General features: G+C 41.8%; 24 protein-coding genes and 1 tRNA gene. 2 read left to right on the top strand and 23 right to left on the bottom strand.

What is annotated here, in order from left to right; all coding sequences use genetic code 11:
- Window positions 1-211: 211 nt before the first annotated feature.
- From AB5170_RS08555 to AB5170_RS08465, 19 genes are all read right to left on the bottom strand, one after another.
- On the bottom strand, window positions 212-436 hold the full coding sequence (locus AB5170_RS08555) for a sporulation initiation factor Spo0A C-terminal domain-containing protein (RefSeq protein ID WP_118660946.1): 225 nt from the start codon (window positions 434-436) through the stop codon (window positions 212-214).
- Between the two features lie 157 nt (window positions 437-593).
- Window positions 594-1,889: a group II intron reverse transcriptase/maturase gene (gene ltrA, locus AB5170_RS08550; protein ID WP_368361696.1), complete on the bottom strand. Its 1,296-nt coding sequence runs from the start codon at window positions 1,887-1,889 to the stop codon at window positions 594-596.
- Between the two features lie 490 nt (window positions 1,890-2,379).
- Complete coding sequence (locus AB5170_RS08545) at window positions 2,380-2,622, bottom strand: hypothetical protein (RefSeq protein ID WP_002596221.1); 243 nt, start codon at window positions 2,620-2,622, stop codon at window positions 2,380-2,382.
- A gap of 59 nt (window positions 2,623-2,681) precedes the next feature.
- Window positions 2,682-2,999, bottom strand: coding sequence for a hypothetical protein (locus AB5170_RS08540; RefSeq protein ID WP_005611085.1), 318 nt, complete (start codon window positions 2,997-2,999; stop codon window positions 2,682-2,684).
- A 154-nt stretch (window positions 3,000-3,153) separates the two neighbouring features.
- A complete protein-coding gene (locus AB5170_RS08535) occupies window positions 3,154-3,900 on the bottom strand; it encodes an alpha/beta hydrolase (RefSeq protein WP_005342006.1) in 747 nt (248 codons plus the stop codon).
- Between the two features lie 59 nt (window positions 3,901-3,959).
- Complete coding sequence (locus AB5170_RS08530) at window positions 3,960-4,337, bottom strand: hypothetical protein (protein WP_008374225.1); 378 nt, start codon at window positions 4,335-4,337, stop codon at window positions 3,960-3,962.
- Between the two features lie 116 nt (window positions 4,338-4,453).
- Window positions 4,454-5,356, bottom strand: coding sequence for a conjugal transfer protein (locus AB5170_RS08525; protein ID WP_347005490.1), 903 nt, complete (start codon window positions 5,354-5,356; stop codon window positions 4,454-4,456).
- 14 nt (window positions 5,357-5,370) lie between these two features.
- Window positions 5,371-6,378: a bifunctional lysozyme/C40 family peptidase gene (locus AB5170_RS08520; RefSeq protein ID WP_347005489.1), complete on the bottom strand. Its 1,008-nt coding sequence runs from the start codon at window positions 6,376-6,378 to the stop codon at window positions 5,371-5,373.
- Window positions 6,375-8,525 carry a CD3337/EF1877 family mobilome membrane protein gene (locus AB5170_RS08515; protein WP_368361695.1) on the bottom strand — a complete coding sequence of 717 codons (2,151 nt, stop codon included), beginning with the start codon at window positions 8,523-8,525 and terminating at the stop codon, window positions 6,375-6,377. Before AB5170_RS08515 ends, AB5170_RS08520 begins: the two co-directional genes overlap by 4 nt.
- Window positions 8,522-10,975: an ATP-binding protein gene (locus AB5170_RS08510; RefSeq protein ID WP_368361694.1), complete on the bottom strand. Its 2,454-nt coding sequence runs from the start codon at window positions 10,973-10,975 to the stop codon at window positions 8,522-8,524. Before AB5170_RS08510 ends, AB5170_RS08515 begins: the two co-directional genes overlap by 4 nt.
- Window positions 10,962-11,351: a conjugal transfer protein gene (locus tag AB5170_RS08505; protein ID WP_005611098.1), complete on the bottom strand. Its 390-nt coding sequence runs from the start codon at window positions 11,349-11,351 to the stop codon at window positions 10,962-10,964. Before AB5170_RS08505 ends, AB5170_RS08510 begins: the two co-directional genes overlap by 14 nt.
- A 113-nt stretch (window positions 11,352-11,464) precedes the next feature.
- Window positions 11,465-11,965, bottom strand: coding sequence for an antirestriction protein ArdA (locus tag AB5170_RS08500; RefSeq protein WP_199664582.1), 501 nt, complete (start codon window positions 11,963-11,965; stop codon window positions 11,465-11,467).
- Between the two features lie 19 nt (window positions 11,966-11,984).
- Entirely contained in the window at window positions 11,985-12,380 is a 396-nt protein-coding gene (locus AB5170_RS08495) for a hypothetical protein (protein ID WP_195488989.1), read from the bottom strand.
- A 15-nt stretch (window positions 12,381-12,395) separates the two neighbouring features.
- Window positions 12,396-12,887 carry an antirestriction protein ArdA gene (locus AB5170_RS08490; RefSeq protein ID WP_055214776.1) on the bottom strand — a complete coding sequence of 164 codons (492 nt, stop codon included), beginning with the start codon at window positions 12,885-12,887 and terminating at the stop codon, window positions 12,396-12,398.
- A gap of 83 nt (window positions 12,888-12,970) precedes the next feature.
- Window positions 12,971-13,498, bottom strand: a complete 528-nt coding sequence (locus AB5170_RS08485; protein ID WP_195488988.1) for a YcxB family protein — start codon at window positions 13,496-13,498, stop codon at window positions 12,971-12,973.
- 79 nt (window positions 13,499-13,577) lie between these two features.
- Window positions 13,578-13,799 carry a hypothetical protein gene (locus tag AB5170_RS08480; RefSeq protein ID WP_004844214.1) on the bottom strand — a complete coding sequence of 74 codons (222 nt, stop codon included), beginning with the start codon at window positions 13,797-13,799 and terminating at the stop codon, window positions 13,578-13,580.
- Complete coding sequence (locus AB5170_RS08475) at window positions 13,796-13,930, bottom strand: DUF3789 domain-containing protein (protein ID WP_081018984.1); 135 nt, start codon at window positions 13,928-13,930, stop codon at window positions 13,796-13,798. The genes AB5170_RS08480 and AB5170_RS08475 overlap by 4 nt, the downstream gene beginning before the upstream one ends.
- 3 nt (window positions 13,931-13,933) lie before the next feature.
- Window positions 13,934-15,139, bottom strand: a complete 1,206-nt coding sequence (mobT, locus tag AB5170_RS08470) for a MobT family relaxase (RefSeq protein WP_173774966.1) — start codon at window positions 15,137-15,139, stop codon at window positions 13,934-13,936.
- Between the two features lie 247 nt (window positions 15,140-15,386).
- Window positions 15,387-15,800 (bottom strand): hypothetical protein, encoded by a 414-nt coding sequence (locus AB5170_RS08465; protein WP_195413230.1) that lies wholly within the window; start codon window positions 15,798-15,800, stop codon window positions 15,387-15,389.
- A 108-nt stretch (window positions 15,801-15,908) separates the two neighbouring features.
- Between AB5170_RS08465 and AB5170_RS08460 the strand changes: the two genes are divergently transcribed.
- Window positions 15,909-16,109 carry a helix-turn-helix transcriptional regulator gene (locus AB5170_RS08460; protein WP_005334884.1) on the top strand — a complete coding sequence of 67 codons (201 nt, stop codon included), beginning with the start codon at window positions 15,909-15,911 and terminating at the stop codon, window positions 16,107-16,109.
- Here the strand turns inward: AB5170_RS08460 and AB5170_RS08455 are convergent.
- From AB5170_RS08455 to AB5170_RS08440, 4 genes are all read right to left on the bottom strand, one after another.
- Window positions 16,101-17,483, bottom strand: a complete 1,383-nt coding sequence (locus AB5170_RS08455; protein WP_330609755.1) for an FtsK/SpoIIIE domain-containing protein — start codon at window positions 17,481-17,483, stop codon at window positions 16,101-16,103. The two genes, AB5170_RS08460 and AB5170_RS08455, sit on opposite strands and share 9 nt — an antisense overlap.
- Window positions 17,484-17,499: 16 nt before the next feature.
- Complete coding sequence (locus AB5170_RS08450; protein WP_195368043.1) at window positions 17,500-17,883, bottom strand: YdcP family protein; 384 nt, start codon at window positions 17,881-17,883, stop codon at window positions 17,500-17,502.
- Window positions 17,884-17,898: 15 nt separating this feature from the next.
- Window positions 17,899-18,222, bottom strand: coding sequence for a YdcP family protein (locus AB5170_RS08445; RefSeq protein WP_008704175.1), 324 nt, complete (start codon window positions 18,220-18,222; stop codon window positions 17,899-17,901).
- 177 nt (window positions 18,223-18,399) lie between these two features.
- The gene (locus AB5170_RS08440) at window positions 18,400-21,450 is read right to left on the bottom strand and encodes a VaFE repeat-containing surface-anchored protein (protein WP_195413232.1); all 3,051 of its coding nucleotides are present in this window, start codon (window positions 21,448-21,450) and stop codon (window positions 18,400-18,402) included.
- Between the two features lie 553 nt (window positions 21,451-22,003).
- Between AB5170_RS08440 and AB5170_RS08435 the strand changes: the two genes are divergently transcribed.
- Window positions 22,004-22,077, top strand: a tRNA-Arg gene (locus tag AB5170_RS08435).
- Window positions 22,078-22,098: the final 21 nt, after the last annotated feature.

The following is a 22,098-nucleotide window of genomic DNA, read 5'->3' as shown; positions in this document are numbered from 1 at the left end:
TATCTATCCCTCTTTCCACTCCATATAAGAAAAAAACAGGGCAGTTGCTAAGTGATTTGAAAAAATAATCGCTATTTTAGATAAAATTTATATTTGCTCTCACTATATAGCCGACGAGAAAGGCAAAAATTGTTCGATTCGATAAAAAAACGACAAAAAAAGACCTGCACATTTAATGTACAGGTTAAAGAAGTGATGATTTTTCATAAAATCAGTATTTAATTTTTGTTGCCATCGTATAAACGTATTCTTCTGGTGTAGGTCGTTTCTTTCCAAAATAACTTGAAAATTCAGCTTGCACATCTGGGTCATCGCTGTAATACATTTCATCAATGGTTGACTGAATACGTTCTTTTACTTCTAATACGGAAACACCCTGTTGATGTGCAATCGCTTTAAATACTTGTTTTGTATCACGTTTTTTGATACCCAACATCTAACCACAACCTTTCTGAATAAATTTATTTCCATTCGATAATACCATAGCTCATTAGTTTTTCACAGTCGAGTAGACTAAGACCTCTCAATCTTAGCCCCTCACAGATCCGTACGTGCGGCTTTCCCGCATACGGCTCCTCATAGTAACATTCGCTTCAATATAAACAATAGTACGTTTTAGGTTTTGCTAACGGGTAATACTTGAGCATTTCCACAAATCCATTCCATGTGTATGCCCGTCTACAACCTCTCCGATTCATGGCTTTGAATAGAAACTGTTGTACTCTATGCAGGAATGTTGTTATCTTCCGAAAATTCCATGTAACACCATAATACCGATAGTGTCCAATTAGTTTTACGTTCAACTCTTTAATTATTTCTCGCATTGGTCGATTTCGATTATCGTAAATCCAGTTCTTGTATGCTCTAACCTTTTGCTCTAACTTCTTTCTTGAAGTCTGTACCTTTGGCACGAAACCTCCCTTTCGAGTTTTGCTACAATAGAAGGTAAACCCCAGAAAATCAAATGTTTCAGGTTTACATTCTCCTCTTGCTCTACGATTCTGCTCTGCAAATCTCCCAAATTCAATTAGTCTGCTTTTACTACTTTCCAGCTCCAGTCCAAACTTTTCCATTCGTTCCTTTAACTCTTTATAGTATCTTTCAGCTTCTGACTTATATTGAAATCCTGCAACAAAATCATCCGCAAAGTTGACGAGAAAACACTCTCCCTGCATTTCCCTTTGCACCACCAGCTTAAACCACAGCGTCAGCACATGATGCATGTATATATTTGCAAGCATCGGACTCATTGCTGAGCCTTGTGCCGAACCTTCCTCTGTTGGCTCGAATTTTCCTTGCTCCATTATTCCTGCTTTAAGGTATTTACGTATTAGCCACAATAAGTTCTTATCCTGTATATTCCATTCAAGGAACTTCATCATCCAATCATGGTCGATATGGTCAAAGAAACCTTTGATATCGGCATCTACGATATAGCTGATTTTTCCATAGCTTATCCGTTGGTATACTTCTTTTATTGCTTCGTGACACCCCCTATTCGGTCTGAATCCATACATGCAGTTTAGGAATCTCGGTTCATAAATAGCTCCCAGTATTTTCTTCACTGCCATTTGTACAATCTTATCTTCATAGGAAGCAATCCCTAATGGTCGTTTCTTTCCATTTCCTTTAGGTATATATACCCTCAGTGACGGAAGTGGCTTAAAGGATTTGTTTTTCAACCTCTGTACCAGTTCCTTGATATTTCTATTAAGGTTCTTCCCATACTCATCCTTAGTTACCTTGTCAATTCCGACTGCTTTGTTCCCATCTAATTCCTTATGGCATTGCTTTAGCATATCTTCATTTATCAAGTGGTACACTGATGTAAATATAGGATGTTTTGATGTTGCTGATATCTCAGCTATTCTTACTAATTTCGTTTCCATTATTTCCTCCGTCCCTGAGTACGGATAATGTGTCCTCAGTAAGACCTTTACTATGCAATCCCCTTCCCTCCATCGGCATTGCCCGATTTCTACAGTACTATGGGATTGTCCGACCACCTACCATTCATTTGAAATACTCCGTTTTCAGTTGCAATTTCATACTCTTCTTCGAGAAATGGCAGGTTCTCCCCAGTTGATGTGTATTCACAATGTAAAACATGATTGGTTCTCTGACTCCGCAGTGCCACATAACACTCGCCATATCGCATTACATGATATTGTCTTCCGCACCAGTTAAGACGTCGACCGACTGAAGTTAACGTTTCGAAGCTCAATCACTATTCAACCCTGCTTTCTTGCTGTCTACGCTTGTCAGATGCCGTTACCGGCATCATCCCAAGACTCGCTATTATCTGGTTGGCTAAACCTTGGATAAACCGGAATCCCACCGGCTTGACTACACACCCTTAGCTGGGCGCACAACTGGAAGTTACATAAATCTGCTTATCAGATTATATGCTGTGACTACATAGACAAAAATCGCTATGCCTGCAAATATCATGGCATCTTTCTTCGCACCTTTATCATAACACTCCTTTGCATTTGTCAACATAGTTAATCCCATAAAGACAAACATAATCGGCAGTGTTATATCAGTAGAAACTATGTTTATCAGTCCCAGTGAGCCAAAAATAATAGTTAATACGCTGAATATTGCTTTCCATATACGCATACATAGTCCTCCTTTGCAAATTCACAACTTCCGATTTTCTCAATTCTCCAAACTTGAATTTATACCCGGTACTTGTCTCGATTTATAGTCATATCAACCAAATGAAATACAAGTAAGATAATAAAAAAAACGGAAACTATTATTATTCCTGCGCCCAGCTTGATAAAATCAATTATACCGCCAAGACAAAAGAGCATTGCCCATGTCTTAATCCGTTTTCCAGTAACTCTGCATATTTTCTCTGTGTTTAATCCAGTATAATCTCCTGATAAAAACAGCACACTTCTTTCTGTATTCCTTGATTTGATAAAAAATCTTCCAACAAAAAAGAGAACAGTTGCCATCAGTAAATCAATAAATATAATTATTATTTTCATTTTCAACACCTCTAATTCTAAGTTCACAACTTCAAATTGTTTTAATTCTTCTCAGTTCCACTTTCTTGCCCTTCGGACAAGAAGTATCCCTCGCTCAAAGAGCTCGGTCAATTCAAATCTTCTGTTGCTTTCAGTCTCTGCTGAAGACTGAAAGTTACCTTCGCTTTACTATTTCTAATAGTTTTCTCACATAATCATCTGCGTGGTTTATTGAAAACTCTCCATGATACATATTAGGAAGAACTTGTATAAAACTATCCTGCAATTTTTCATGAATGATTTTAGCAGATTTTTTCATTGATTGCTTTTCTTTTTCTCCAACATAAATTTGAACGGTTGCTTCACACTCTCCAATGCCATCTTTTAGTGAATATACTGAGTTTTCCTGTAAAAAGGCAATCATATCACTCTTTCTAATAGCACAAGTATCTTTGTAATATTCATCAAACAAATTCGACTTTATTCGTAGTGATTTGAATTGCAATTTTGAAAACCACTTATACTTTATTAAGCCATAGCAACTTCCAAACGCCGGTTTAATCATAGAATATGTAAATTTTGAAGGTATCACAAGTACACTTTCCACTATTGCATACTTACATATATCTTTGCGTTGAGATAAAATTTCAAGCAAAATCTGCCCTCCAAGCGATAGTCCTCCCATCATTAAAACAGAACCGCCCAATTTGCTATTTACAAATTCTATAATATCCAAAGCATTATTCTCTATCGTTGTAAACTGCTTATCACATCCTGCATGACCATCTAATATAGGCAAAACCACATGATAATCTGTTTGAAGTCTTTCAGCAACCTCTTTGTAATTCCACCATGATAAACCGCCTCCGTGTAAGAGGATAATTACATCGCTGTTTTCTTTTCCATATTCTACATAATTCAACCTCTTTCACCTCACTGTAAACTTCCGATTTTCTCAATTCTCCAAACTGAAATTTGTAATTACATTCCATACATATTGGCATTCTTTACAAGTACTTTATCACCCTTTTCTAATTGTTCCTTGGAAATTCCTCGTAACCCAAGTCCAACATGCTCTGTTTTATATCCACAACCATTTGCTTTTCGTTCTTTTGTATGTACATCGACAGTAGTAATTCTGGTTTCTAAGATATCTCCATTTGCTTTATAAATACATGCATTTTCCCCTTCTCTGCACATCCCTGTTAATATGTTTCCTGTGGCAACTGTTCCAACTCCCATAATTGTAAATATATCATCAATAATCAATTCAAAATCTTCTTTTAAACACGATGGAACATCTAATCTGCTCATGTATTCTGTTTCTCGTTCTTTTTTGCTTTTACCAAATAATCCCATGGTATTCCTCCTTTAAAACTTCCGATTTGTATATTTCTTAATTCATACTATACCATAACAAAATGCAGAATAGTATAGATAAAACAACAAATTACCATACTATTCTGCTGTAATATTTATCCTACAATCTTCCAGTTATCGTCCTTATGAAGCACAAGCTCATACTGTGAGATTTGCGTCATTTTCGACTTGTTATCCAGATACTTTACGGACACACTGACCTTGATGTTATCGCCATCTTTGGTAAAGACAGGGTTTACCAGTTCCGAAAATACATAGTCGCCGGATACAGGAGCAAGCACACCGTCTTTGACATAGTAGGCAAGTTCTTTTTCTGTGGCTGTCGGGTACAGCTTAAAGAATGTTTCCAAGAAAGCAGTAGCGTCCTTGACTGTGTCGGAGCTGACACTGACATCTGTTTCCTGTGCTTTCGGTTCATACTTTGATTTCTGCACTGCCGGAGCAAGGGTAGGATTCTGGGTAATGACCATTGCACCGTCCTTATCCACATGAACGGTCACGGTATAGTTTTCTATGACTGCCTGTGTCTGTTCGCCCTCTTTTACCTGCTGATCTACTTCGTAGGCAACGGTAAAATCGTCCGTTCCAGACTGTTCTACATTCCAGACCAGCACATTTGTAACAGTAGCACTGGTTGGTATGTCCGTTCTAATAGTATCGGCGTTCAAGTCCTGTAATTCTTTGGTAATGTATTTACTGATTTCTGTTGTCCTTGCTTCAATGGCTTCCTTGCTGGTATCCCATGAGTAGTAGGCTTTCGCAAAGTTCTTGACGAAATTTTCAATACCGTTGGTATCGTTCAATCTTAACTGAATGATTTCTTTTTCATGTACCGTGTGGGTGTCAATGGCGGTAAAGTTCTTATACACACCAAAGCTGGTGCTTGCCAGAAGCACCGCCCACAACAGCAGGACAGATTTCTTATGTGTCCCGACTTTCATGGTACGCACTTTCTTATTCTTAGGTGCTTTCTCTGTTTTTTCTTTCTTCTTAAACATATTTCAAGTCCTTTCTATTGTTTGATTCTTCCGGCACAAATGATGTGCTGTTGCCAGTAGGCAGAGGTCAAATCGGTATAGCCGATTGGATTTCCGGCATGATACATCTGATTGTTTCCGACATAGATTCCTACATGGGTAACATAGTCACTGGTATTGTAGGTGGAATGGAAAAAGACCAAATCGCCAGCCTGTGCCTGTGACAATGGGATATGCTGGGTTGCGTCATACTGTGCCTGTGCGGTTCGTGGCAGGCTGATTCCGGCTTTTCCGTAGCACCACTGGGTAAGACCAGAACAGTCAAAAGAGGTGTTCGGGTTACTGCCACCATAGACATATTTCCAGCCTTGATACTTCAACGCTTCATTCATAACCGCCTGTACCGTTTCGTTACTGAACTGCTTCACGGTCAGATATTGGTTGACCAGCTCCACATAAAACATATTCCCGTAGTTATAACGCCAGCCACCATTTTTACTGACTGCTATCGGGTTCGTATAGGTCACTTTTGTACCGCCGGATTTATTCTTTGCGAAATTCTCTGCAAGATTGAAGCTGTGCTTTTTCCCGTTCTTCGCCACATAGTCTGCATAGCCACCACCATAGTTGTAAGATTGAATGACCACGTTAATGTCATTCATACCTTTGGCTTTACAGGAAGAAAGCAGAGACGCAAAATATTTACACCCCTGCTTAATGGATTCTTCTGTACTTAATGAGTTTGGCGGTAGTCCCAGACTTTCACTGGACTGCATGACATCGATAGCCGTACCGCCACTTTCCACCTGTATGATGGCAAGCAGGACGTTCACATACTCCGTGATACCGTTTTCTCTGGCGTATTTTTCTACCATCGGCTGATGTTTGAGGACATCGGCTGACAGGTTCATGCCAGAGTAGACAGTTGAATAACTGTTGGAACTGTTGTCATCTTCGCCGGAAATCAGTATCCCGAAAAAGAGGACGATGGAGAAAAGGACAGGAAATATCGTACCTATGATAAGGATACGCTTTAATCTCATTTCTTCCGTCCTTTCTCTGGTTGCTTCGTAACAGTTTTACGATTCTGTTTTTGATTGACCTGTGTTTTCTGTACCGTAGATTTCTTATGATTGCCGATGGATTCTGCTACGTTTGGCTGGTTCGCTCTGGTAACCGATTTGACCTGTTGTTCCTGTCTGATATTGGTTCGGACGGTTTCTTTTCCAGCCTTGATTTCTGCATTTTTTATCACAGGAGAAGTAGCAGGACGTTTCATATCCGGCTTCGTAACTGTATCAGTCTGTGCAGATTTTGGAATAGTTGTGGCAACAGGGCGTTCATGGCTTCTGGTAGCTCCGGCTGTCGCTGATCCATTCGCATGAACTGTCTGCCTTGCTTCCTGTGCTTTCTGTAATTCCTGCTTTTTCTGTGAGATATTTTCCCTGTGCAGGTTGTGTTTCTGTGTACGCTGTTCCTGTCGGTTTTCCCGTTCTTCCACAACGCCACGCTTAAAGTCCGATACATTATCCTTTGCTTTCTGTTTGGCAGAATAGATAGCATAACCAGCCTGTGTCGGTAAGTCTTTCACATTTTCTTTCAGAGAAGAAGCACTGTCACGGACTTTATTTTTCGTATCCATTACAGCACCTACCGCAGAACCAACACGGCTTCCCATGGAAACCTCATTATTCCTTTGTGGTCTGGCTGGCGTATTTTTATGTGTAGAACGAGAGTGATTATAAGCAGAACCAGCGACTGCACCAGCACCAGCTCCGACCATACTTCCTGTACCCACAGCCCTTGCAAGTCGGCGTTCCATACGTCTTGCCCTGTGTCGCATGAACACCATCGGTCTACGGAATATCCGGCGACCTATCTGCTGGCTGTCATTGGCATTAAGGCTGAACATACTCATTAGTTCTCCGAGCTTCATGTAGATTCCGGCAAAACAGATTATCTGCAAAAACGCCACCATGAAGAACGGATAATCTGTGGAAATGTTGTAGAACATACTGGAAATCGAAAATGCCACAGTCACAATCAGCGTGATTCCAGCTCTTGTCATAATGGCATTGAAAACACGGACAACTGCCTGTTTCGCCATGTTCTCATAGGTCGGTATCATGGACAGTAAAAAACTGACAGGTAAAAACATGGCATATATGATAAATAGTATCTGGGAAAATAACATCATGCCGGTAAGCAGGAAGATAAAGATTGTGATACCGAGATTGAAAATGAGCAGGAAGAACACCATGCCAAGACGGTTGACGACCTGTGGAATGGTAAGGTTGTCATTGTCGTTATCCTCAATCTCTGTTTTCACAATATTTTCCCTTGTTTCCCCATCTTCATCGGACGGGCTGGCAGATACCAGAGCTTCTACACGGTCAGTCCCGATTTCTTCGGTATCGCTGTTCCCGAACTGCAACAACAGCCACGGTTTTTCTACCTGTATCGCAAAAAGGCTGTCACGGATAAGGTCTACGCTGTCCTTGCCTTTGCTTTGTGAATCGGGGAGCATGATTTTTGTTCCCAAGTCCAGAGAAGCGGTGCTGATGTCCGAACTGAAATCATTGATTTTCTGGATATAATTGGGAGCATAAGCAATAAAGGACGCAGACACAATGAACACCACCACAAAGTTGATAACAGCGTGAAGTGCTTTGCTTGTTTCCCGTTTGAGAAGCCCTGTATAGGCGGTGTAAACACCTACAATCAGAATGATAATGAGCAGGAATCCCACATAGAATCCACTGCTGGAAAATCCATGTTCGGTCACTCCGGCAAGTGTCTGGATACTTTTCCCAATACTGTCTGCCATGTCATTGATGAAGTCCAGCTTATACGCCTGTTGCACCACATATCCTGTGGCATTGCTAAGATACATGCTGATTGTCCAGACAAAATTTGTGATACAGTAAAGCCCGTACTGCACCGATTTTCCAATGCCGTCCAGCCAGTTCCACGGTAGCCAAGACCAGCTATTGTCCACATAGAAATCAAGCTGATAGTTGGAAAGCGGATACTTTGAATACAGGTTGTCTGCATTGACCGTATCATCGACCAGTCCAGACGCATGAGCTACCGTCCCAAGCAGGGACAGCAGTACCAGCGTAACGGTCACGGCAAGCAGTACCAGTTTCAGTACATGGAATACCTTTTCTCTTGTGATAGATTTCATCATTCCAAATCCACCTCACTTTTTATCGGCGGTCTGGTATCAAAGGCATGGAGCAGTTCTACAAAGACAGGGTGTATCTGTACCACACCGACACGCCCGTATAAATCCTGCATTAAACATTGTCCGTTCTCCAAATCCCTCAACCGTTTCTGGTTATTTTCGTCCTCACTGTCCAGCCCGAAAAACTCTAAGGTCTGCTTGATTTCATTGGTATCTGTGGAGCGGAACGCAAACTTTAAGCCGATGTTATTTTTCAGACTTTCTTTCGATACGTCCCCAGAGGATTGTGTCACGAAATAGACTCCGGCGTTCATGGCTCTACCAGCACGCACCAGTTTATTTGAGAGTGTTTCGCCCTGTGCCACATTTAAGAACGCCCATGCTTCGTCCAAATCCACGATTTTAAAAATGCTTCGGTCACTGTGAATAAAGTCAAGGGCAAAGGTACTGATAACAATTAAGATGGATACCGACAACAGTTCAATGGTCGTGTATTCCTCAAAGGTAGTATCCTTATCCGGCAGAACCAAATCTGCAACCTGTATGATGTTGAGCTGGTTATCCAGACTGATTGCATTTTCCACCGAACCGTCCGAGAACAGGAGCTGTGCAAAATCATAGTCAGTAAAACTTTCGATATGGTCTGCAATGTTACGGGATACGGCGGTATCCTCTTTCCGCAGTTCCTCAATGACCTGCAACAGCCCGTGGTTCTGATTCTGGGATACCGTGCGGACAGCTTTTCTAAGGACAGGAAACTTTTCGCCATCACGACTGCTGATACCTGTAAGGAACGTCAGAATATCAATGGCAAGACTTTCAGCGTCCTTGACATCTTTCATAATCACATACGGGTCTAACAGCCCTTGATTGCTGGAATCACTGGTAATGTTTACAATGTTGATTTCCTCTGCAATCTCCGGCAGTGTTTCTTTCCAGTTTCCACGCTCACTTTTCGGGTCTAGGATAACTGCCTGTCCACCGAACAGAACGGAATAATACACCAGCAGGTTATTACAGAATGATTTTCCACCGCCAAGCGAACCTACAAAAGCAGAAGCCAACGCATTTGTGACCGTACCTTTTACCCCTTGACTGGCAAGGGACGGTTGCAGGTAGACATTTCTTCCTGTATCCACGGAATACCCGATATAGATTCCTGTATTTTCTCCCAACATCTGGGTAGCACCAAAACCAAGTCCGGCTAAAAAGTCGGATTTCACATACTGGATATAATCATTGATATAACGTTTGCTGGCTGGAAGAAACTCTCCATGCAGTCCCATCATATCTCCGGCAGGGCGAACCAGCTTCACATTCAAATCATCGTAAAAGTCCTTGACTTCATCACAACGGCGTTTCAGTTCGTCAAGATCGGGTGCAGACACCCGTATGACGTAACTTAACTTGTACATACTTTCCTTGCTCTGGTCTAAATCTGTTTCCAGTTCATCGACACTGTCTAAGGCTTCCACCACATTTGAACTTGTTTCATTTCCGGCTTGATAGGCGTGATTATCCAAGTCCTTTAATTCCTTTTTCTTGTTGCGGACAGTGGTTAATGCTTTCTTATTTCCCACAATCTCAACATTCATGGAAGTATCCACAGGGAATGTGAACTGCTGTTGCTGGAAATAAAAGATTTCCGATGATGGGAAGTCCAGTTCTCCGACAATCGCATTGACCGTAAAGTAGGACACATAACTTTCACTGTCCTCATGTTCCAGACGCAAATATCGCTGGCTTTCTTCCACCACACAACGGGTAGGACGGATAAGGTCATAATACTTAATCAGTGTTTCCCTTTTTAATTTTCTTTTTGGCAGAGGATACACATAATCTTCATAGGCTATCCCGTCCCTGCCGTAGAGGTGTTCCATCAGATACGCAAAGTCTTTGGCTTCCAGTCGGCGGATTTTGAATCTACGGGAGATTTTGTTTTCCAGCAGTTTTTCCATCTTCGCATAACGGTTGATTTCATCATTGCTCATGGAAACAAAGTCGTTCATCAGCGTGTGCCTTACCTCATTCAAAAACTCACGGAATGTCAGAAATACCATTTTTTTGATGTTCTTCAGATTGACTTCGTCCTCTGTGACCATGAGCTTGAATCCCAGAAAGAAACGGTAATCAACTTGATTGTCGCCTATCATGGATACAAGGGCTTCGGTCTGGTCGTCTATCTTTTGGATTGCTACCTCACGGAGCTTTCCAGTTACCAGCTTCTTTGACTGTTCCTGTATGCTTCGGATTGAACTTTCCGTTGCAATCTGTAACGCATGAATTTTTCCCTCACGGGACTGTGCGATAAGCTGACGGAAGCTGTCATGCACAAGGTATTTCTGTTCTGGGGATAAGAACGAATAATTGTAAGGTATCAGCTCATAGTAGGCGAACACCTCATTGTCCTTATTCCAGACAAGGTTATTGTCGATATATTTAATCGGGAACATAGGTCACACTCCTTACTGCCGTGATAGTTTCCTCAAATTTCTGCTTATGCAGGTTCACGGCTTTTCCGGCATAAGTCACTTTGGGACGCAGGGCATACAGAACCATCGTCTTGATGTAACTGTATGGCTTTTTCCCGTCAAAGGTTTTCTGTGACATAAACCATGTAAGGGCAACGGGAATCCCGAAATATTTCAAAAACGCACCCTCAATCATGGAAAGTGGCGGTACATCTGCAAACAGAATGATGATAAATTCCGTCAGCACGAACCATGTAATCTGGGTAAAGGTCACAGGGAATGGCAGGTTTACATCATTGATGGCATACAGTACCTTTTCCACGTTCCAGATACTTGTATAACTTCGGATTTTCTTCACTTGTAAATGCTCCTTTCTTCATTTTCCTAACAACAGGGACAGCCGGATTTTCCAGACTGCCCCCAAGAGAAAAGCTGACAGTAGCACCAGTGGCGGTGCTGATCTGCCAGCCCTTAACGCAGTACCTCACAGATACCAGCGTTTGTTGCAATAAATGTCCCCTCTATATCGAGGTCACGCCCGTAGGCTTCATAGTCGATATAGTTCTGTAAAGAGGACGGGATTTCTCCGAGTATCTGTTCTTCATCAATCAGATAGTAGGCTAAATCGGTCATCGTTTCACAGCCGGAATACAGAATGATGTCGTCCTTATGTTCCACCAGTTCTTCCAGACTTCCATAGCAGGATATAAAACTGTCCAAGTCGTCCAGCAGGTAATCCGGTAATTCTTCCAACTGCTCATAGATACGGTTCAGTTCTTCGATGGAAATGTATTCGCTAATCTCCATCGGGAAGTTGTCCGTATCATGGATTGCGTATTCTTCGTACTCTGCATTTAAGCCGATACGTTCTGCAATCACTTCTTCGTCCAACGGAAAAGAGAACCAGTCCCCGACCAGTTCTCCCTCATTGTACTTGCCAAGATTGGCTATATAGACTTGCATATCATCAATCATAAACGGTCACTTCCTTTCACTCATTGTATTCATAAAATCTGCCATGCACACACAGGAAATGTTCTGATGTTTCTTCCATATCTGAACAGTTCCGATGGTATGTAATATTGCAAAGTCCGGCTTTCAGCTCTTGCAGGTTTGAAAACCATTCTCTTTGAATTGCAGGTATATCTTCGTGTGGGATTTCACTCTCTGAAATTGCAAGGCAGACATTATTTAGCAAGTCGAGGTCTGTATCTTGCAGGATTTCAAAAGGAAAATCATAATCACTGATAAGATAACGGTCACTGTCCGGCGGTAAACCAATGGATTGTTTTAATGCTTCTATGTTGCAGGGAAGTGTAAACCACGCACAGCCTGTATCTTTTTCCTGTTCATCAAGATTGATAACAAATACTTTCATTTCTGCCATAAGCAATACCATCTGTCAAAGTTTGAACATACCGTTGTTGCAGAGAGCATAACGTCCTTTTTCTTCCAGTTCATGGGCGTAGGCTTCCAGATTAAAATATTTCTTTCCTTTTTCGGAAAGAGCAGAAAATTCAATGTTATGCTCCAAGCGGTAACGGGCAACGTCCATGATGTTGTGACACTCTGGATAAAACAAAAATTCTTCGGATTCCTGCAACAAATCCTCAACACCGCCAAAATAAGAAATCAAGTCTTTGTATGCCTGCTGAACTTCTGGCGATAAATCCGTGTAAGCAAAGTATAGCTTGTTTAAGCGTCTGACAGAAGTTGTCCTTACAATATCGCCAGCAAAGGGGAGCTTCATATCTGTGATTTGATAGTCTTTGCTGTCAGCTTCCACGCCGAGCAGGTCACGGAACAGCTCATAATCAATGGGTAAATCAAACCAGCGAGAGGTTTTATCCTCTGCTGATTTGGTCGTTTCAATCAATACGCTACATTCTTCCATCGTAATTCAGTCCTTTCTTCTAATTTTGAGTATGAAAAAAGCAGTCGATCATAACTGAAAGACTGCTTAACTCTAAAACAATATTAAAGCGTTTCTTCTTTTAAATTCTGACTCAAAAGGGATTTTAACTCTTTTACATCATTTTCAGACAAATCATTTTGATTAACAAGAACCATTTCATTTTTTATTGTTCTGATATATATGTAATTTCTGAAAATCCCCCAACATTTAAAGGCGTTCCAATGATTAGTCCCGTTACCAATATCAGAACTAACTGCAACTCCATCGGTATCAAAACAATATTCACGTTTTCCCGAAGTCAGTTTATTATCCATCTTTGAATGAACAATATTTATTACTTTTTTCTGAAATGTGTTAGCTCCGTTTATGATAATCCAGATAAAGAAAACTGAAAATAATAATCCAATAATACCATAGCCAATACGACTATTCATAAAGCAAAGAATCGTGTATATTAACATTATGACAGCCATCATAGACGATAACCCTGTTGCAAATTTACGTTTCTTTACATTTTTATCACTGGCTAAAACGATTTCTTTTAAAATATCTTGTTCTTGCTGTCCGATTTCAATACTGTATCTAACCATAATAAGAATCTCCTTTAAACATTTTAATGATATTAGTATATTACCACAAGTTTGTGTTCAAAATGTGGGATTCTTAATTTTACGCTCCAATAATCTTATTAAATAACTGTAACAATACGTCTTTTACGCCGGACGCATTGAATACAAGACCAACGGCGACTAAGGCAACTACCAAAAATCCGATAAGTTTGGAAAACTCACGCTTGAATCCCAAGTAGATTCCGATAACAACAATCGCCATCAGCACAAGGCTCTGTGCGTTGCTTAAAAACCAGTTATAAAGGTTCTGTCCAAAATTCATGCTTTCTTTTCTCCTTTCAGTTCCATCATTTTTCGGTCAGACTGTCTGCCAGCCTGTAAAATACACATGGCAATCACGCCAACTGTTCCCCCGAAAGAGAAGAACAGGAAGTCAAATAATAATCGTTGCATTTTTCAATTCTCCTTTTCTAAAATCACATCTTCGGTAGATGTGGTCTGTTGTTCGATTATCTTGTAATGCTTTTCTGTCAGTTTCGTGGATTTACGGATTTCTTTCAGATAATCAATCCCTGTTTTCGCTGTGATTGTTTCCAGCATTTTGAGTGTAGGGTCAACCTGCCGTTGAATCCAGCGTAGGGTTCTGTCCAGTGTGTAGGGTTCGGGTTTGGTCGTGAGCTTTAACGGCTCTCTGTTTTCCCCGATGAACCACGCCCAGCGGACAGATAATTTCCAGTCGCTCCGTTTCTTGTCTGCTTCCTTATCCACAAAGCGTACATAACGGTTGATAATAGAAAATGCCGTCCGTTCAGCGTCATAGTAAGTCAACAGGTCACGGACAGCATAATAAGCACGTTCATTTTTTAACCGTATTTCAAATCTGTTTTTTATCGGTGCTTCCTCAATGGGAATCCCAAGTTTGATGTACTGCTCATAGCTTTTTTCATAGACACAGAAGTACACCTCACTTTTCAGTGAACCGATATAAAGCGTATACCCCATACCAGCCTTGTCCTGTTCCTCATGCTTGACCAGTTCGCCGGAAGCATAGGACTTAAAGGAACGGAACACCGATACACATTCCTCATTCCGGCATTTTTCGGTCAGTTCTGGAATATCTAACATTCCCGTATGGTCATTGATGGCAAGGTCAAGGCGTTTCATCACACCACCGTCCACCAGAGCGTCCATAAGGAAATCATACCAGCTCCGTTCCTGTGCCAGCAGATAACTTTCAAACTGGCGACAGCCTTTTCCTTTCAGTTCCAGTAGGACACCTTTTTCTTCATCGGGAGAAGTATATACGAAAATATCTCCGATGTAGTAGTGTTCTGTATAACTGTAATGCCCGAAGTCCTCATGTATCATGTACTGAATATTGAGCTGTAAAATATCTTTGATGATATGTCCAATATCCAGTGTCGGAAACCGTATCCTCACATAATCAAACAGCATGGTAAGCGGTGCTTCTGGATTGAATTTTTCCAGAGCTTCCAAAAGTTTCACTTTCATTTCTTCTGTGACCGCCACCTTGCCGGATTCGATACGGCTTAAATGTTCACGGCTGATTCCAGCCATGACCGCAAGTTTCGTCTGGGATACACCGTACTGCAAACGTCTGTCTGCAAAATCCTGTATCCACTCTGTATCATTCAGTGCGATACCCCCTTTACGAAAAAACTGTGACATTTTATATCCGATGTCACAGCAGTAAAAAAAGCTACCAAACGCTTGATTTCAGCCAAGAATCGGTAACTTTTGTGTATGTTTCCTTGTGATTTGTGCCCCTCTGTTAGATACCGAGGGGCTTGATATATGCTGGCGTGGCTACCGCCACACCAGCAAGGCTAGTCCGTACCTGTGGCTTTCGCTTCGCACGCCACCTGTCCGTCCTGCCTTATGTGTGCAATCATTCCATTTCCAGAGTAAATTTTTCTGGATTGTCCACAATATTGTATGAGCCGTCTATCTGGTTCTCCTGCTGATAGGAAAAGCTAAATGCCGAGTTGCCGGATTCAGCGTCTTTCTGGTTCTTGTAGACCGTAACAGAAAGTGCGTGGGGAATCTGAATATCATAACTGAAACGGACACTGTGAAAAGAATTGTCCCTGCATTTTTCAAATATTTGTTCCACACATTTCTGTTGATTGGTCACGACCAGAGTGTTGAGTATGACCGACACCCGTAGCTCATAATGGTTATCAGAGCCAGAGCCGGACGAAGAAGATACGTCCATCTGCCGTCCCCATTGCAGGTAAGACAGGCTTCCTGCCAAGAGCAGAAGTATAGTGATTGCTATAATTACTGTCCGTTTTCTTATCATTTTAATTTCCTCCGTACACCTGTATTACAGTACAAGTGTAGAGCAAAACAGCTTATTTTTCAATACAGCTATATTTATAATTTGATTAAAAGAACGAGGTAAACAAAAATGACAGTGTACATGGATTTAGAAAATCTTCTCAAAGAAAAGAATATCAGTAAAAACAAAGTCTGTGAAGCCTGTAATTTACAGAGGACACAGCTCAACAACTACTGCAAAAATAAAGTAACCAGAATCGACTTCTCCATCTTAGCAAAGTTGTGTGAATATCTGGACTGCACACCTAATGACATCTTGAAATTAAAGTAAGGCTTCGGATTGTTCCAGAGCCTTTTTTTCTGTTCTCCTTTCTGCAAGTTCCCCAATCGTACCTAAGAAATCATAGCCTTTAGGTACGAGGGGAGTGTAAAATTCTGATATGACGCTTGTTCCCACATCACAATATCCACGCCCTTTAATTCGCTTCTGGAAAAACTGCTTTTTCACATCACTTCCAAAGAGCATACCGTAGCCAAGTTCACTCATGCGACCAAGCCCCACACGGAAGTTGAAGTTATCTCTGATACCGTCCCCGAAATACTTTGCGTCTGGACGCTGGCAAGCCACAATCAGAAAGTATCCAGCCTGTCTGCCGAGCATGACAATTTTCTTTAGCTGGCTTAACAGGGCGGTGCTTTCCTTTGTCGTGAGCATTTCCAAGAACGCCACATATTCATCAAAGATAAGGAACTGTGGAGCAAGCCCCAGATAGGCGTAGTTTTCTCCTGTGCGGTAGTTCGGGTGCAGTTTCATTTCTTCCGAGCGTGTGACCATGCCCTCATAAAAGGTATTGACGCAGTCAATCATATCGTCTTTCGTGTGGTAGACGTTTCTCATGACTGTTCCCAAGTCTGCAAGGTCAGCGTTCTTCGGGTCAAGAATGTATAAATCTGCATTGGTTCTAAGCAGGGCTTCAATGATGGTCAGCAGAAAATAGGTCTTTCCACCGCCAGTACCACCACAGATAAGGGCATGGGGAAGTGAATCATATTCCCACACCAGATTTTTCATTAACCGTAGACCGCCTTTTTCGGCAATCACTTCATTAATCGAAATACGGTTCGCTATCATATCATAGAGCAGGGTGTATTCGATATAGCCGTCATGAAGTGTCTTGTCGGTCAGCTCACAGTACAGCCCCGATTCCAGTTTATCCTCTAAGGACAGGAGCTGTTCTTGATATTTTCCCATTGTGATTTCACATAGAATATGCAACAAACCATTGTCCATCTGGTAGTAGATTTTTGGAAACCACACGATTTTTTCTCTTGATCTGCTTTGCAGGTCAGTGAAAAAACCGCTGTCTTTAGTGTTTTCCGCTTCATACCATTTATTTTCCAGCACCATGCGAGCCAGTTTTTGCCTGTGAAACAACCGCTTGATACGGTCATATCCGTAACGGTAGTAGAGAAAAGTGACCAATACACAAATACCAGTCGCTATCAGAACCGTAATGGAGTTGTAGGCAGTCCAAGTAATTCCGGCATGGAGCAGGTTAAATTCTTTCCAGTCTGTAACAAGAGGCTGTCGCAGGTTCAGTAGCAAGAATACCGCAACAAACAGGCGCAACAGCCAGCCAATACAGAAATGATAGACCAGTGATTTGTCACTGGCACGAATCCTGTTACCTTTCTTTTTCCACATCATACGCTAACACCTCTTATTTCTTCGGTGGTTGCTGTGGAGCATTGTTCTGTAGATTTCCGGCATGAGTGCCTTTGTTCTTCAAAACAATATCGTCTGCTTTTACATACCAGTCCACATCTGCACCACGGTAATTTGCATTGGCTACCGTATCTGCAACAGGATTGATAAGTTCCACTTCGGCGTTGTAGTCATAGTCCTTTAACGGAACAGTCGCCGGAACGGACACCTGTATCATGCGTCCCTGTGTGTTGCATTTTAAATCATAGGTACGTTCCTTGATTTCCTCACTGACCGTTCCATCTTCATTCTGTACATGAACCTCACGGCGTAATGCGGAGAACTTCAACACTCCGAAAGTCTTTTCTTTATCAATAACGATTCCATTTGCTAATCTCATAATCTGAATACCCCCTTATTTACTTTCTGCTGGTAACATATCGTCTGCAAGTAAGATGTAATTGACAAATCCACGTTCCCCGATTTTATAACCATCGGTAGTAATACGTGGGTTGATAAGTTTTACTTTCTGCTCCGGCGAGAAATGTTTTTCGCCAGCTTTGGCAGGAAGCGTCACAACTACATCATCAGCTCTCTGCACATCAGAATACAGGTTGTAGCTTCTGGTAATGACAGCCATACGCCCGTTGATTCTCTGCTGTTCCGTAGTATTTTCTCCGGCAAACTCCAAGTTTCCGAATGTCTTTTCCATATTTGGTACGACAAATCTTAATTCCATGATAATTGACCTCTTTTCTTTCTATATATAAGTTCTTTCCTGCTGTACTTTGTGGGGAGCTACACTCCCCACGCCCCTAGTAGACTTCACGCCCCCGTAAATCAGAGCTTCACGGGAGCGTGAAGTTGCAAAAAGGGTGGCGACCTTGAACGCTCTACCAACCGCTACCTTACCGCCTTATGATTTCTTTCTACGGCGTTTGAAGTAAAGCATACCGCCAAGCCCTACGCAGGAAAGACCGAGCATGGCAAGGTAAGCATAGATATTGGTATTGTCGCCTGTTTTTGGGCTGTCACTTGTCTTAACCGTAGATGGTGTATCCGGCGTGTCAGTATCCTTTGGTGTGTCTGGGACTTCCGGTACTTCCTTGATTGTCACAGTCTGTCCATCGTCTGTGATGTCCTTATGTTCTGTCACTTTCTTTGGTTCGTCTGGATTGGTCATATCGTATAATTCCTCAAATGTAACAAGGCTCTTTCCACCAAGAGAAGAACCATCAAAGGTAAATGCAATCTCAACCGTCATTTTTTCACTGTCGGCTGTAAACTCATAATCATTGGATACTTTCTTTCCATCAATCAGAAGTTCTACATTTTCCTCTTTTAACATCTGCCAGCCGGAAAGTTTGTATTTTGTTCCAACTTCCAGACCATCTAATGTGACTTTATCCACAATCGTTACATCTTTTCCGGCTTCGATTTCTTTCTTGCCGTTCTTGTCCGTAGCGGTAGTATGGATTTTGATGATACGTTCTGTGATAAGAACCGTCTGTCCATCATCGTTGATGTCCTTATGTTCAGCAACCTTGACAGGCTCTTTCGGATTGCTCATATCATACAATTCCTCAAAGGTAACAAGGTTCTGACCGCCAAGAGCTGAACCATCAAAACTGTAAGTAATCTCAACCGTCATTTTTTCGCTGTCAGCAGTGAATGTGTAATCATTGTCTACACGTTTCCCGTCAATCAGAAGTTCGGCGTTTTCTTCCTTTAACATTTGCCAGCCGGAAAGTTTATATTTTCTGCCTGTTTCCAATCCATCAAGTGTGACCTTGTCCACGATCTTGATGTCTTTTCCGGCAACAATCATTTTTTCGCCAGTTTTCTTGTCGGTAGCTGTGGTATGGATTGTGATTTCTTTTTCATATTCATCGGTCAGTGTCCCTAAATTTACGGTCACTTTATTTCTGGATACGACCACCTCAAAAGCTGGAATCAGCTTAAATCCGGCGTTGGAATCACACTTTAATTCCTCAATCACATAGGTATCATAAAGTAATGCACCTTTGCTGTCGTCTGGTTCAGATGTACCAAACCATACACCGTCCTCACTGGATTTTCCGGCATTGGTATTGACCTTGTGGGAAGCCCAGCTTGAAGCAGTAGAGAACTGACCGTTTTTGTCAGTAACTACAATATGGGATTCTCCCGTTGTCTTGCTTGTGATTCTGAATGGAACACCTGCAAGTCGTTTGTGTGTACCTGCACCGATTTTTACACCCTCAATATCGCCACGTTTAATCTGGTTGTAGACAGAGTGAGATTTGTCGGTCAAGTCCACGATTTTTCCATCTTCCGTGATAGAAAAGTCGATTGTTTTTGCACCGTCTGTCAAGTAACCCTCTGGTGCTTTGCTTTCTTCTAATCTGTAATTTCCGTAAGGGAGTAAGTCAGCAGAAGTAGAAGCGATTCCGTCAATTCCTGTCTGAATTTTCTTGACAGTTTCATTCTTGCTGTATAATTTTCCCTCAACCAGTACAGGACTGTCATTTAAGGAAATGATATTAAATTCTGTGTACTGTAAGGTAGCACTTCCCTGTGCTTTGGTATCCTTTGTTTCAAGGTCACGTTTCTGGATTTTCACACCGCCACGGATAACCTTGTCGGATACGGAATACTGGTTGCTTCCAGAGAGTATGGCAAGTTCGCCATCTTTGGAAATCTGTGTAAGGTACGTCCCCTTAATCTGTTCAGAACTTCCGTCAGCCTGCATATATGCACCATCTAATAAGTAGCCGTTTGGTGCTTTTGTTTCTGTGACAGTGAATGTACCAAGTGGCAGTACATTTTTACCGTCCTGTGTATAGAAGCTGTCGCCGGATACTTTGTAGCTGTCGGCAAGTCTAGATACATAATGGATAGTTCCGTCACTGTCTTTTTCTGCAACGGTTTTAGTTGTCCATGTACGGGTAGCTTTTGCAGGTAGATTATCTGCATTGTAGTATCCGTCATAATAGCTCCATGTGAACTCTGCACCCTCTAAAGAAGCATTTCCCTGTGGAGTGGATTTTCCTGTTTCCATGTCGATTTTAAATAAATCAATCAAAGTTTCTGTGACCTTTGGAGTGTCAGCAACAGTCAATGTCGCTGTTTTTCCAGCTTCCACATTTAAGGCATGGACAGTAGAATCCAGCTTGTAACCCTTTGGAGCAGAAAGCTCTTTGATGTAAACTGTTCCGGCTTTTACCTCAACTTCTTTGGTATCGCCATTTCCATCGGCAGTAAGTGTAGCAAGCTGGCTGTTACAGCCCTTATCAGAATAGACACCAAATGTCGCACCCTCAAAGGAATAGTTGGCATTGCCATTTGTGACCGTGGGATTGGAAGAAGTCTTTTTGACCTTTGCATTTCCCACATTTAACTTCGCCCAGAACTGTCCGATGTCCTGTCCTTCGCCAGTGTAGATGTAACCGCCACATTCATAGCGTCCCTTATTTGCTTTCACAAATGCTTTCGCACCAGCGTAAACTTCATTCTGTACTGCCTGTGAGATTTCATTATAGGAAGCTCTGACGTTATCGCACTGCCAGCCGAGCTGTTCACTCAACCTCTGCCAGACAACACACTGTTCCAGCAAGTATCCCTGTTTGTAATTCAAGTTCGTATGAGAAGCGGTATATTGCTTGACGTACTCTAAGGAAAGAGCAACGTCCGCAATCTGATCGCTACTCATACGGGAGCTTGCGTCAGAACGTGTTTTATATCCATTCTTAAAACTGGTGTTGATATCCACGCAGTAGGCAGTTTCGCCCTCAACTTTCATGTGTCCCTCATTGAATGTAGATTTGATAGAACCATCATTCATAACGTGTTCAATGTAGCCGACACGTTCTGCTGATTCTGTCCAGTATTGATTGCCGGAAGCATGAACCGCCGTCACTGGTAATGCCGTGAGAATGGTTGCAAAAGCAAGCGTTCCTGTCAGCAATCGCTTTACTAGCTTATTCATATTTTCTCTTTCTCCTTTCGATTTTGGGTATGAAAAAAGACGCTCATTTATTGAACGCCTTTGGTAAACTAATTTAACCTAACGGGTATCTTGTTTCTTTGTGATAAATGATTTAAAATACGAATGTAACGAATTGTCAGTAATTCCCGAAAAAGTAGTTGGTTTGCTAACAGCCTGCTAACACTCTAAAGGATATAATTGAATATTAGAGTTTATTAACAGAGTCGTTGTGCAAGCCCCTTTTCCGCTTTTTGGGGCGTTAAACGTCCCTTACAGGATAATCGAACTACTGCATACTAACCGCCACAGGGAACTCCTAAGAGAAAGCCGAGGCATTCCCCAAAGGGAAAAAATGAAAAACAACTTTCAGTTCGAATCTATTCTGAAAAATGCTAATGGTGACAACAAAGCATTCCCCAAATTGGGGAACGTTCTAATGTTACCAAATCGAAAAAATCTGTAGATTGACAACTCGAAAAAGAGTTGATAATCTTATATATGGCCGAAGGGAAAAATCCAAGAAACCCAGTAAAATCAAGGGTTTGCGGCATGTGTCGTCATAGCTCAGCTGGATAGAGCACTCGCCTCCTAAGCGAGGGGTCGGAGGTTCAAATCCTCTTGGCGACGGGCTTCAAAGCGTTCGAAAAT

This window comes from Ruminococcus sp. RTP21484sp1_RTP21281st1_A8_RTP21281_210402 (assembly GCF_040914025.1).
GTDB classification, from domain to species: Bacteria; Bacillota; Clostridia; order Lachnospirales; family Lachnospiraceae; genus Blautia_A; species Blautia_A faecis.
Note: the sequence above shows the minus strand (reverse complement) of the source record. Positions and strands in the feature narration are given on the sequence as shown.